Below are 13,870 nucleotides of genomic sequence, written 5' to 3'. Positions count from 1 at the left end.
TTTAAATAAGTCGTGTTTTTAAAAATTTTTAGACCGCATCGGCTTATCCGGGGAGAAGAGCTCTGTCGGTTCTCTAAGATTAAGAATGTTATTGAACTGATGTTTTTAGAGCAGTCCTGCCTTTGGCTTTTCAGTCAGAAGCAGTCTGACTCTCATGACCCGGACATTATTTCAGAGGTTTGTCCGGATTGCATATGAAAAAGATGGTGGAAGCAGTAAGACGGCTTGTCATTCTTTCAAATATTTTGCAAATATACGAATTTTTGTTCTATTTTCCCAATCCATGAGTTAAATTCATCCAAAAGCAAGCGCTTTTGCGTTGTCAATATTTAAAAGATGCTATTCGGCCTGATCTTTTTCTCTTCTCGTGTGTTTTCAAAATTTGAACGCTTTTGCGAAAAAAAATCAGCGTCGCGTGAAATTTTTATTATGCTCCGCGCATATCGGTGCGTGATTTTTTTTCTGCGTTCCTTCATCTTTTCCGGCGTTCCCGCTATTATATTTTTGAGAGGGTAGGGGAGATTTTTAATATGATTATAGATGCCATATTATATTTAATAATGTGGTAAAAGGCTCTATTTACGCAAAAGTGTTAAAATTCTGTTAAAACACCATGAAAAATTTGGAGGTAATACAGAAAGTGTCTACCTTTGCACTCGCTTTTGAGAAGCAAACCTCACAGCGGTGAGGGGCTGGAGATTGAAACGCTGAGAGACATTGAATTGTTCGACGATGAAATGTTAAACAAATGTTAAAATCTCGAAAAGATTTGCAGGTTTCGAAAATAAGACATACCCTTGCAAAGTTTTCCGATAAACGCCACGAGAGGCGCTTCCGAAGAAAGCGACGAAGAGAACATTGAAATAATTGCAACAATAACGAAGTAGTACAAGAGTCATAATTTAGAAGTGAACTCTGTCAAATTTCCGAAAAAAATCCGGTGTTCAACCGAATAAGTCAGACAGGATCCGGCGCTGTTTCTGTGAAGGCAAAATAAAGAACAGAACAGACGGTCTTTCTTGCTTTCCTGCTCTATTATGAAATAGAAAAGAAAAAGAAAAGATAGACAACAACGAAGAGTTTGATCCTGGCTCAGGATGAACGCTAGCGACAGGCTTAACACATGCAAGTCGAGGGGCAGCGGGGGAGTAGCAATACTCCCGCCGGCGACCGGCGCACGGGTGAGTAACACGTATGAAACCTGCCCGTAGCAGGGGGATAAGCGGAAGAAATTCCGTCTAATACCGCGTAACAACCCTTGGAGGCATCTCCCCGGGGTTTAAAGGAAGCGATTCCGGCTACGGATGGTCATGCGTCGCATTAGCTAGTTGGCGGGTAACGGCCCACCAAGGCGACGATGCGTAGGGGTTCTGAGAGGAAGGTCCCCCACACTGGTACTGAGACACGGACCAGACTCCTACGGGAGGCAGCAGTGAGGAATATTGGTCAATGGCCGCAGGGCTGAACCAGCCAAGTCGCGTGAGGGATGACGGTCCTATGGATTGTAAACCTCTTTTGTCAGGGAGCAAAGGACGCCACGTGTGGCGTTTTGCGAGTACCTGAAGAAAAAGCATCGGCTAACTCCGTGCCAGCAGCCGCGGTAATACGGAGGATGCGAGCGTTATCCGGATTTATTGGGTTTAAAGGGTGCGCAGGCGGAATGTCAAGTCAGCGGTAAAATTTCGGGGCTCAACCCCGTCGTGCCGTTGAAACTGGCGTTCTTGAGTGAGCGAGAAGTATGCGGAATGCGTGGTGTAGCGGTGAAATGCATAGATATCACGCAGAACTCCGATTGCGAAGGCAGCATACCGGCGCTCAACTGACGCTCATGCACGAAAGCGTGGGTATCGAACAGGATTAGATACCCTGGTAGTCCACGCAGTAAACGATGAATACTAACTGTCCGGGCCGATTGAGGTCTGGGTGGTACAGCGAAAGCGTTAAGTATTCCACCTGGGGAGTACGCCGGCAACGGTGAAACTCAAAGGAATTGACGGGGGCCCGCACAAGCGGAGGAACATGTGGTTTAATTCGATGATACGCGAGGAACCTTACCCGGGCTCAAACGACGGATGAATGTTTTTGAAAGGAGGCAGCCCTTCGGGCATCCGTCGAGGTGCTGCATGGTTGTCGTCAGCTCGTGCCGTGAGGTGTCGGCTTAAGTGCCATAACGAGCGCAACCCCCATCGCCAGTTACCAGCAAGTAAAGTTGGGGACTCTGGCGAGACTGCCGGCGCAAGCTGTGAGGAAGGCGGGGATGACGTCAAATCAGCACGGCCCTTACGTCCGGGGCGACACACGTGTTACAATGGCAGGTACAGAGAGATGCGATGCGGCGACGCAGAGCGGAACTTCAAAGCCTGTCTCAGTTCGGATTGGAGTCTGCAACCCGACTCCATGAAGCTGGATTCGCTAGTAATCGCGCATCAGCCACGGCGCGGTGAATACGTTCCCGGGCCTTGTACACACCGCCCGTCAAGCCATGGAAGCCGGGAGTGCCTGAAGTGTGCAACCGCAAGGAGCGCCCTAAGGTAAAACCGGTGACTGGGGCTAAGTCGTAACAAGGTAGCCGTACCGGAAGGTGCGGCTGGAACACCTCCTTTCTGGAGCGGAGACAGCGGTCTCCGGGTCTGAAAGAAAGTCTGACGAAATATAGAAGGCTGGCACACGGATATGGAAATGTCCGGCGGGGTTCACGGACTCCGTACTGCTTCGGAAGTTGCAACTATCATAATTAATCCCGTGAAACGGATTCACAGCGGTCCTTCCTGAAGGGATTAAGCACAGTCCCTTAGCTCAGTTGGTTAGAGCGCTACACTGATAATGTAGAGGTCGGCAGTTCAACTCTGCCAGGGACTACACAAGAAAGAGGACATTGACATACTGGAAGCGAAGATACGCGAGACTCCATTGAAAAAATATGGAGCTTGCAAAATCGAAGCAAACACAACGAGTAAATCAAATCAAGCGAAACACGAGGCAACTCTGTTTCTTTGAATCGAGTCACAACAACAGGACGATTTCAGAGAGCGAGCCGAGTGATGTTCGAACCGATTGAAAAATACTAAGGTCATAAAGAAAGGAGATAAGGGCACATGAAGGATGCCTTGGCTCTCGGAGGCGACGAAGGACGTGATAAGCTGCGAAAAGCTGCGGGTAGGAGCAAATATCCCTTGATCCGCAGATGTCCGAATGGGGCAACCCACCGGCTTTCGGCCGGTACCTCCCATATAGGAGGGGCAAACCCGGGGAACTGAAACATCTCAGTACCCGGAGGAAGAGAAAATAAACCAATGATTGCGCAAGTAGTGGCGAGCGAACGCGCAAGAGCCCAAACCGGCCGCGTTTCGGCGCGGACCGGGGTTGTAGGACCGTCGACGAATGGACAGCGGGCGCATAGCCGAACCTTCTGGAAAGGAGGGCCGCAGCGGGTGAGAGCCCCGTAGGCGAAATGCAAGAGCTGACAGAGACGGCACCTGAGTAAGCCGGGACACGAGGAATCCTGGCCGAATCCGCGGGACCATCCCGTAAGGCTAAATACTACCGAGAGACCGATAGCGAACCAGTACCGTGAGGGAAAGGTGAAAAGAACCTCGAACAGAGGAGTGAAACAGACCCTGAAATCATGTGCCTACAAGCGGTCGGAGCTGTTTAGTACAGTGACGGCGTGCCTTTTGCATAATGAACCTACGAGTTACCGTCGTTGGCGAGGCTAAGCACTTCAGGTGCGGAGCCGAAGCGAAAGCGAGTCTGAACAAGGCGCCTTCAGTCAGCGGCGGTAGACGCGAAACCAAGTGATCTACCCTTGGGCAGGTTGAAGGTGGGGTAACACCCACTGGAGGACCGAACCGGTAAGCGTTGAAAAGCTTTCGGATGACCTGAGGGTAGGAGTGAAAGGCCAATCAAACTTGGAGATAGCTCGTACTCCCCGAAATGCATTTAGGTGCAGCCTCGGGCGCAGTACCGTGGAGGTAGAGCGACTGATAGGATGCGAGGGCTTCACCGCCTATCAAGTCCTGACAAACTCCGAATGCCACGGCACGGTCCCCGGGAGTGAGGGCGCGGGTGCTAAGGTCCGCGTCCGAGAGAGGAACAACTCAGACCACCGTCCAAGGCCCCAAATCCGGGCTAAGTTGAAGACAATAACGAGGTGGGATTGCAAGGACAGCTAGGATGTTGGCTTGGAAGCAGCCATTCATTTAAAGAGTGCGTAACAGCTCACTAGTCGAGTGATCCCGCATGGATAATAATCGGGCATAAGTCCGGTGCCGAAGACGTGGAATCATGCGTAATGCATGATTGGTAGGGGAGCATTCCGGTAACCGCTGAAGGCGTGGCGCGAGCCGCGCTGGAGGAGCCGGAAAAGCAAATGTAGGTATAAGTAACGACAAAGGGGGCGGGAAACCCCCTCGCCGCAAGACCAAGGGTTTCTGATCAACGCTAATCGGATCAGAGTCAGTCGGGACCTAAGGGGCAGCCGCAAGGCGTACCCGATGGAAGAAACGGTCAACATTCCGTTACTCCTGTATGGAGTGATGTGGAGACGGAGAAGTGACACTCCCGCGTGCTGACGGAATAGCACGTTGAACCGCGTAGGTATACGCCCGGCAGGCAAATCCGCCGGGGGTGCTGAAACGGGACAGTACGGAGAGCCCCCGAGGCAATCCGACAGCGGAGGTAACCATGCTCCCGAGAAAATCCGCTAAACTTAATCCATGCAGGACCCGTACCCCAAACCGACACAGGTGGTCGGGTAGAACATACCAAGGCGCTCGAGAGATTCACGGTTAAGGAACTAGGCAAACTGACCCCGTAACTTCGGGATAAGGGGTCCCTCCCTCCGGGGAGGGCGCAGAGAATAGGTCCAGGCAACTGTTTAACAAAAACACAGGGCTGTGCGAAATTGAAAGATGAAGAATACAGCCTGACACCTGCCCGGTGCCGGAAGGTTAAGAGGAGATGTCACCGCAAGGGAAGCATTGAATTGAAGCCCCGGTAAACGGCGGCCGTAACTATAACGGTCCTAAGGTAGCGAAATTCCTTGTCGGGTAAGTTCCGACCTGCACGAATGGTGTAATGATCCGGACACTGTCTCAACCGTGAGCTCGGTGAAATTGTAGTATCGGTGAAGATGCCGATTACCCGCAACGGGACGAAAAGACCCCGTGAACCTTTACTGCAGCTTAGCACTGTGACCGGGTGTGCGATGTGTAGGATAGTCAGGAGACATCGAAGCGGTGACGCCAGTCACCGTGGAGTCGGCGTTGAAATACTGACCTTTGCACATTTGGTCTCTAACTCGCGTTGGCGAGGACACTGCTTGGTGGGTAGTTTGACTGGGGTGGTCGCCTCCAAAAGCGTAACGGAGGCTTCTAAAGGTGCGCTCAGGCCGATTGGTAACCGGCCGCAGAGTGTAATGGCACAAGCGCGCTTGACTGAGAGACAGACAAGTCGAACAGGTAGGAAACTAGAGCATAGTGATCCGGTGGTTCCGTATGGAAGGGCCATCGCTCAAAGGATAAAAGGTACTCCGGGGATAACAGGCTGATCCCTCCCAAGAGCTCATATCGACGGAGTGGTTTGGCACCTCGATGTCGGCTCGTCACATCCCGGGGCTGGAGAAGGTCCCAAGGGTTAGGCTGTTCGCCTATTAAAGTGGCACGCGAGCTGGGTTCAGAACGTCGTGAGACAGTTCGGTCTCTATCTGTTGTGGGCGCGGGAGATTTGCGAGGCCCCGACACTAGTACGAGAGGACCGTGTTGGACCGACCTCCGGTTTACCGGTTGTTCCGCCAGGAGCACCGCCGGGTAGCCGCGTCGGGTAAGGATAAGTGCTGAAAGCATCTAAGCACGAAGCCCCCCTCAAGATAAGATCTCCACACAAGGGCCGTTTAAGACGAAGACGTAGATAGGCCGCAGGTGCAGGTACGGTAACGTACACAGCCGAGCGGTACTAATCGCCCAAACCCTTTCTTGGGAGCAATCCCAAAAAATAGCCTTCCCATTGATGGAAGGACAGTTTCAGTCGCTGAATCGTACATCCGCTGGCAAACGTAACAAGGCCTCGGGAATCGTTCGGTGGCCGGTTCAAGAGAAGGTTACTCATGTAGCTTCACTTCGCTTCCACCGCCTCTTTCTAACCTTACAAGGCAGGATACAGTTCCTGACCGCAGACACTAAGGTGGCCATAGCGTGAGGGCTCCACCTCTTCCCATTCCGAACAGAGAAGTTAAACCTCACCACGTCGATGATACTGCGAAAGTGGGAAAGTAGATAACCGCCCCTTCTAACCGACCGAAGCCTGAGATGCAGATAGCGTCTCAGGCTTCGGCTTTTTTATATATTTCTGAAATATCTTTGTAGATAGAAAACTGTAGAATTATATACGTCTTATGGCTAATTTTTTTCAGAAACTGAAGGGCTTGACAAAAATGCCCACATTCCATGTGTTGCTTGCGCTGAGTGCCGCCCACTGTCTCAACGACCTTCTCCAGTCGGTCATCACAGCGGTCTATCCAATGCTCAAGGCTGATCTTGGCATTAATTTTGCTGAAATCGGCCTTATAACGCTCGTTTATCAGCTTGCGGCATCAATATTTCAGCCCGTTGTAGGCTATGCTTTCGACCGCAGGCCATTCGCGTTCAGTCTGCCTATGGGAATGTGCTCCACAGCTGTCGGAATCCTCCTCTTCGCCTTCTGCACGACTCTGACCGGCATACTTGTCGCCGTCTTCATGGTCGGACTCGGTTCGGCAACGCTTCATCCCGAGGCATCGCGCATAACATCTCTTGCCGGACGTCAGCGCCGAGGCTTCGCGCAGTCTGTCTTTCAGGTCGGCGGAAACTTCGGTGGCTCTATCGGTCCGTTGCTCGTCGCACTCATCGTTGCGCCTCACGACCGCCGCTATGTCGCCTTTTTCCTGATTTTTGCTTTCCTCTGTTTCTGGGCCATGCGACCGATCTGCCGGTGGTATGGCAACTATCTCCGCGAGCTTCGCAATAGTGAGGTCCGCACGGAGCGTCATGCCGTACTCCCGCTCTCGCGCAGCCACACCATATTTACAATCGGTGTCATAATCGTCCTCATATTCTCGAAATACATCTACATGGCAAGCCTTTCGAGCTACTACACCTTCTATCTCATTGACAAATTCGGAGTTTCCGTCTCCCTTTCTCAGATATTCCTCTTTGTATTCGTAGTCTCGACAGCCGTAGGCACGCTAATCGGAGGCCCTGTTGGAGACCGTTATGGCCGCAAGGCCGTCATCTGGGCCTCGATTCTCGGGACAGCCCCTTCTCGCTTCTCATGCCCCACGTCGGCCTCGCACCAACAGTCATGCTCAGTTTCTGTGCCGGCTTCATGCTCTCGTCGGCCTTCCCCGCAATATTGCTTTATGCTCAGGAACTCCTCCCGACAAAGCTCGGCATGATTTCCGGCCTCTTCTTCGGATTCGCTTTCGGTGTCGGAGGCATTGCCTCTGCTGTGCTCGGCGACTTCGCTGACCGCTACGGAATTGAGGCCGTCTATAATTTCTGTGCCTATATGCCCCTTCTCGGCATCGTGGCTGCCTTCCTGCCGAATCTTAGAAAAAAGACTCTTGCATGAGCCTCGATGTGTAAAATTATTCAATAAAATTCCTAATACTCTATTGGTCAAAAAAGGAAATAATGAGGGAGTTTTTGCCAATTTTACAATCTTTATTATTCCCTTTGTCTATTAGTGCTTAAATAATTGGTAACTTTGCACGTTAAATTTCGAAAAATTATTAAAATAGGTATATTATCAAAGTTAAGAAAAGAATGACAATGAAATCCATCGCGTTATCGAAAAGCGGCATCGGTATGATGCTCGCAGCCGTGGCTTTGCTGCCTTCATGTTCGAAGAACCAGCAGCAGATGCAGATGCCGGCCCCGAAATCGCTACTATCACAATCGCTCCTCAGACAGCTGCTCTGCAGTCGACCTTCCCTGCAACCATAAAGGGTAAGACCGACATTGATATCCGTCCGCAGGTAACAGGATTCATCACAAAGGTTCATGTTGATGAAGGTCAGCACGTGCGCAAGGGACAGGTGCTCTTCACTCTTGATCAGGTGACATTTCAGGCTGCCGTCGATCAGGCCCGCGCTGCCGTCAACAACGCCCAGACAGCTGTCAACACCGCAAAGATGACCGCCGACAGCAAAAAGACTCTTTTCGACAAGAACATCATCAGCGAATACGAGTATCAGCTCTCACAGAATTCTCTCGCGCAGGCACAGGCTCAGCTCGCCAACGCCAAGGCCGCTCTCGCCTCTGCCCAGAAAAATCTTGCCTACACAGTCGTGACTGCTCCCAGCGACGGCGTTGTCGGCACTATCCCCAACCGTGAAGGCTCTCTCGCGTCTCCGTCTTCAGCACAGCCTCTGACAACTGTCAGCGACAACTCTGAAGTCTATGCCTATTTCTCACTCACCGAAAAAGACCTCCTTAAGCTTTCGGGTGAAGGCAAGCAGTCAATCGACGCTGCCATCAAGGCCATGCCCGAAGTACAGCTCCGACTTAGCGACGGAACTCTCTATCCCATCTCCGGCAAGGTTGCCACAGTCTCCGGTGTCATCGACAACTCGACAGGTTCTTCGAGCGTCCGCGCCCTCTTCAAGAACCCCAGCGGAATCCTCCGCAGCGGAGGCACAGGTCAGATCATACTCCCTGACGACAAGCAGGACGTAATAGTGATTCCCCAGAAGGCTACCTTCGAACTTCAGGACCGTCGTTTCGCCTACGTTGTCAACGACTCAAACAAGATTGTTTCCACTCCTATCACTATCGAGGCCAACAATGACGGCAAGACCTTCGTTGTCACCTCAGGTCTCCAGCCCGGTCAGCGCATCGCTGTCGAAGGCGTTGGCTCTAAGCTTTCTGACGGAATGGTCATCAATCCCGTCGCTCCAAAGGAAGCACCTCAGGCAGGTGAAGCACCGGCACAGGCCGCTCCCGCTGCGAAATAAGTTTAACGGAAACACAGTATATCATTTTTAAGTAAATTCAATGAAATTAGATAGATTCATCAACAGACCGGTGCTGTCGACGGTGATTTCGATCTTCATCGTACTTCTCGGTCTGATCGGACTCTTTTCGTTGCCGGTAACCCAGTTCCCCGACATTGCGCCTCCGACCATCAGGGTTTCCACTACATACACAGGTGCGAATGCTCAGGCGGTGCTTAACTCTGTGATTGCCCCTCTCGAAGAGTCGATCAACGGTGCTGAAGGCATGACCTACATGGAGTCTACCGCAACTAATACCGGTTCGGCCGACATTACCGTATATTTCGAACAGGGCTTCAACCCCGACATGGCTGCCGTCGACGTTCAGAACCGTGTCGCAAAAGCACAGAACCTCCTTCCTGCCGAAGTTACTCAGGTGGGTGTGCTCACTCAGAAGCGTCAGAGCTCAATGCTTCTCATGGTGGCACTCTACGACAAGTCCGGCAACTACACTCAGGAGTTCCTCGACAACTACGCGAAAATCAACATGATTCCGCAGTTGCAGCGTGTGTCAGGTGTGGGCGACGTTATGTCATTCGGCGCTGACTACTCCATGCGTATCTGGCTCAAGCCCGAGGTGATGGCTCAGTATGGTCTTGTCCCCACCGACATCTCCTATGCTCTTGCCGAGCAGAACATCGAGGCTGCCCCCGGTGCCTTCGGCGAACAGGGTGACCAGAGCTTCCAGTACACGATGAAATACAAAGGCCGTCTCACAACCCCCGAGGAATTTGAGAACATCGTCGTTTCCGCAAAACCGACCGGCGAGGTGCTCCGTCTCGGCGACGTTGCCGAAATCGAACTCGGACGTGTGACATACGGCTTCTCAAACTCTCTCAACGGCTTCGCTTCTACGAGCTGTATCATCTTCCAGACCGCAGGTTCTAACGCGACACAGATCATCAACGACTGTCTCAAGGTGGTCGACAACATGAAGAAGGAACTTCCTGCCGGTCTCGCCATCGCTGTCCCGATGAACAACAACGACTTCCTCGATGCCTCTATCCATGAGGTTATCAAGACCCTCATCGAGGCATTCATCCTTGTGTTCTTCGTCGTATATGTCTTCCTTCAGGACATCCGTTCGACCATCATCCCCGCCATTGCCATTCCCGTGGCCCTTGTCGGTACATTCTTCTTCATGAATCTTATCGGATTCTCCATCAACCTCATCACCCTCTCTGCTCTCGTCCTTGCGATTGCGATTGTGGTCGACGACGCGATTGTGGTCGTCGAGGCGGTCCATGCCAAGCTCGACGTTGGCTACAAGAGCGCGCGTAAGGCTTCGATTGACGCGATGGGTGAAATCGGCGGTGCAATCATCTCGATTACCCTCGTCATGATGCTCGTGTTCATTCCCGTGTCATTCATGTCGGGTACGACAGGTGTGTTCTACCGTCAGTTCGGTCTGACAATGGCAATCGCGATCGGTCTGTCCGCATTGAACGCCTTGACCCTTTCTCCCGCGCTCTGTGCCGTCTTCCTGAAAGGCCACGATGACAATTCGTCGCTCAAGGAACGCATGGGCAAGGCTTACAGCGCAGCCGGCGAAGCCGTTGTCAAGGAGACCAAGCGCCGTTTCTCTCTCAATCTCCCCCCGCTGATCACTTTTGCTTTCCTTGTCGCCACAATCACGTTCATGGTGCTCGGATGGTACAACATCCACAAGCCCCTCCAGCTTGCAATCGCTTCTGTCTGCGCAGTCATCGCAGTCCTCGGCATCTTCAGCAAGCGTTTCCACAAAGGATTTGAAATCGGCTTCGGCCGCATCCTGAAAGTCTACAACAAGTTTACCTCTTTCTTCATCCACCACAAGATCACTTCGTTTGGAATTGTGGCCGGCGTTGTTGCTATTCTTGTATGGCTCATGAGCATCACAACCTCGACCCTCGTGCCCAACGAGGATACCGGTACGCTCTTCTGTATGCTTGACATGCCCCCGGGAACATCTCAGGAACGCACTGACGAAGTGCTCGATAAAATCGACGGGCTTCTTGCTCAGATTCCTGAAATCGAGTATCGCCAAAAGATTTCCGGCTATAGCTTCATGGCTGGTCAGGGTGCCACCTACGGTACTTTCATCCTCAAGCTCAAGAACTGGGAAGACCGCAAGCGTGCCGACCAGACATCTGATGCAATCCTCATGAAGCTCTACGGACTGACTTCGGTCATCAAGGACGGACGTGTGATGATTTTCGCTCCCCCGATGATTTCGGGCTACTCTATGACCAACGGTTTTGAAATCAAGATGCAGGACCGCACCGGCGGTGATGTCAACGCTTTCTTCACCGTGGTTCAGGGCTTCCTTGCCAAGCTCAACCAGCAGCCGGAAGTTCAGGCGGCCTACACGACATTCAACCCGACCTTCCCGCAATACATGGTCGACATCGACGCTGCAAAAGCCAAGCAGGCCGGTCTGTCGCCGAAAGACATTCTTTCGACGCTTCAGGGCTACTATGGCGGTATGTATGTGTCAAACTTCAACCGTTTCGGTAAGATTTACCGTGTTATGATGCAGGCTACCCCCGAATCGCGTGTAAGCCCCGAGACCCTTGCCTCGATCAAGGTGCGCAACGGCAACCAGATGGCATCGCTGTCAAACTTCGTGACTCTCACCAAGGTCTACGGTCCTGACCTTCTCAACCGATTCAACATGTTCCAGTCGATTTCTGTGACCGGCCAGCCTGCTCCGGGCTATTCGTCAGGCCAGTGTCTTGAAGCAATCGAACGTGTTGCCGCCGAGACACTCCCTGCCGGATTCGGCTACGAATATTCCGGTATGACACGTGAGGAAGCTTCGACCGGTGCCGGCTCAACGACTGCCGTCATCTTCGGTCTCTGTCTACTCTTCGTCTACCTCCTTCTGTCCGCACAGTATGAAAGCTACATCCTTCCCTTCGCCGTTATCTTCTCTATTCCCTTCGGCCTCATGGGTACTTTCATCTTTGCTCAGATATTCGGCATCACCAACAACATCTACCTGCAGATTGCCCTCATCATGCTCATCGGTCTTCTCGCCAAGAACGCCATCCTTATCGTTGAGTTCGCTGTCGAGCGCCGCCGCACGGGCATGTCGATTGTCAATGCTGCGATTCAGGGTGCCTCAGCGCGTCTGCGTCCTATCCTCATGACATCGCTTGCAATGATTATCGGTCTTCTCCCGATGATGTTCGCGACCGGTGCGGGCGCCAACGGTAACCGTGCCCTCGGTACAGGTTCGATCGGCGGTATGCTCATCGGTATGATTCTTCAGGTGCTCATCGTGCCCGCCCTCTTCGTGATTTTCCAGAAGATTCAGGAAAAGATCACTCCGCTCAAGTGGGAAGACACCGACAATGAAGGTATCGAGAACGAAATCGAGCAGTACACTCCCTCTCACTAATCAAATTCTCCAACTGTTTTTCATCACAGTTAACACCATACTCAATGAAAATCAAGAATTTTTCACTTGTCCTTGCAGCCTCGCTGAGCGTTACCGCGCTCAGTGGCTGCGGGATTTACAAAAAATATGATGTCAAGGACATCGACAGTCAGCTCGTGAAGGAGTATGCCGAGGCTCTTCAGATTCAGGACGATTCAACGGCTTTCGGCAATCTCTCGTGGCGTGCCGTCTTCACTGATCCCGCTCTTGTCGACCTTATCCAGCGTGCCTTGGACAACAACAAGGATCTCCGCAACGCCAAGCTCAACGTCGACATCGCCCACGCACAGCTCAAGGGCGCTCGTCTGAGCTATCTCCCCTCGCTCGCCTTCACACCCAACGGTGCGGGTGCGAAATATGCCGACAATGATTTCAGCTGGACCTATCAGCTCCCGCTCGCTGTCAACTGGGAAGTCGACATCTTCGGCAAGATTCTCAACACCAAGCGTGGCGCCGAGATGGCCGAGCTTCAGTCGAGAGCCTACGAACAGGCTGTCCGCTCGCAGATTATCGCCGGCGTGGCCCAGTGCTACTATTCGATCTCGGCTCTTGAAGCCCAGCTCAAACTTTCACGCGAGACTTCCGAACTCTGGAAAGAGAGCGTCAATGTGATGCGCAATCTTAAAGAGGCAGGCCGTCTGCGCGAGGACGCAGTGGTCCAGAGCCTTGCGCAATACTACAGCATCGAGGCTTCGATAACCGACATCGAGCTTTCGCTCCACGAAGCCAACAACACCATGTCGCTTCTTCTCAACGAGATGCCCCGGAAATGGACTGTATCGCCCGATGCCTCGATCAATGTGCCTGTCATGAACCGTACCGCCATCCCGATGGCCGAACTCGCTGTGCGCCCCGACGTGCGTGCATCTGAAATGGCTCTCGCTTCGGCCTACTACTCGACCGCATCGGCCCGCGCCGCTTTCTATCCCAGCATCAACATCACTGCAAACGGCGGATTTACCAACCTTCTCGGAGGTTTTGTCAAGAATCCCGGTGACTGGTTCATCCAGCTTGCAGGCAGCCTGACAGCCCCCATCTTCTCGCGCGGACAGAACATTGCCCGTCTTGAAGCCGCCAAGGCTCAGCAGCAGCAGGCCCTCAACAACTTCGAATATACTCTCATGAGTGCCGCTGCCGATGTCAGCGATGCCATGACCGTCTATGAGAAGAGCGTCAAGAAGCAGCAGTGGCTCGCCCTTCAGGTCGAGAACCTTGGAAAGGCTGTCGAAATCACCAACGAGCTTCTCCTCTTCGACGGTTCGACAACCTATCTCGAAGTGCTCACTGCCCAGAAAAACCTGCTCAGCGCACAGACTGCCCAGATCACAACCAACCTGACCGCCGCACGTTCGATAATCAATCTTTATCAGAACCTCGGCGGAGGACGATAAACAAGTGCAATAGCTCCAACCTCAAACATA

The 13,870-nt window shown here is 52.5% G+C and carries 3 protein-coding genes, 1 tRNA gene, 3 rRNA genes and 1 pseudogene; all 8 read left to right on the top strand.

Features of this window, described 5'->3' with window-relative positions; genetic code table 11:
• Positions 1–1,069 precede the first annotated feature (1,069 nt).
• The 8 genes and pseudogenes from E7747_RS04435 to E7747_RS04400 all read left to right on the top strand — a co-directional run bounded on the left by E7747_RS04435 (position 1,070) and on the right by E7747_RS04400 (position 13,840).
• Positions 1,070–2,603: ribosomal RNA gene (locus tag E7747_RS04435) — 16S ribosomal RNA — on the top strand.
• Between the two features lie 182 nt (positions 2,604–2,785).
• Positions 2,786–2,859: transfer RNA gene (locus tag E7747_RS04430), tRNA-Ile, on the top strand.
• 216 nt (positions 2,860–3,075) lie between these two features.
• Positions 3,076–5,976, top strand: a 23S ribosomal RNA gene (locus E7747_RS04425).
• Between the two features lie 200 nt (positions 5,977–6,176).
• A 5S ribosomal RNA gene (rrf, locus tag E7747_RS04420) occupies positions 6,177–6,285 on the top strand.
• Together the 16S, 23S and 5S rRNA genes with 1 tRNA gene alongside form the textbook arrangement of a ribosomal RNA operon.
• A gap of 145 nt (positions 6,286–6,430) precedes the next feature.
• A pseudogene (locus E7747_RS04415) lies at positions 6,431–7,605 on the top strand (MFS transporter).
• Positions 7,606–7,873: 268 nt separating this feature from the next.
• Positions 7,874–8,989: an efflux RND transporter periplasmic adaptor subunit gene (locus tag E7747_RS04410; protein WP_228449258.1), complete on the top strand. Its 1,116-nt coding sequence runs from the start codon at positions 7,874–7,876 to the stop codon at positions 8,987–8,989.
• A gap of 40 nt (positions 8,990–9,029) precedes the next feature.
• Positions 9,030–12,410, top strand: a complete 3,381-nt coding sequence (locus tag E7747_RS04405) for an efflux RND transporter permease subunit (RefSeq protein ID WP_136414356.1) — start codon at positions 9,030–9,032, stop codon at positions 12,408–12,410.
• Positions 12,411–12,454: 44 nt separating this feature from the next.
• Complete coding sequence (locus tag E7747_RS04400) at positions 12,455–13,840, top strand: TolC family protein (RefSeq protein ID WP_136414354.1); 1,386 nt, start codon at positions 12,455–12,457, stop codon at positions 13,838–13,840.
• The last annotated feature ends 30 nt before the right edge of the window (positions 13,841–13,870 follow it).

It is taken from the genome of Duncaniella dubosii (assembly GCF_004803915.1).
GTDB classification, from domain to species: Bacteria; Bacteroidota; Bacteroidia; order Bacteroidales; family Muribaculaceae; genus Duncaniella; species Duncaniella dubosii.
Note: the sequence above shows the minus strand (reverse complement) of the source record. Positions and strands in the feature narration are given on the sequence as shown.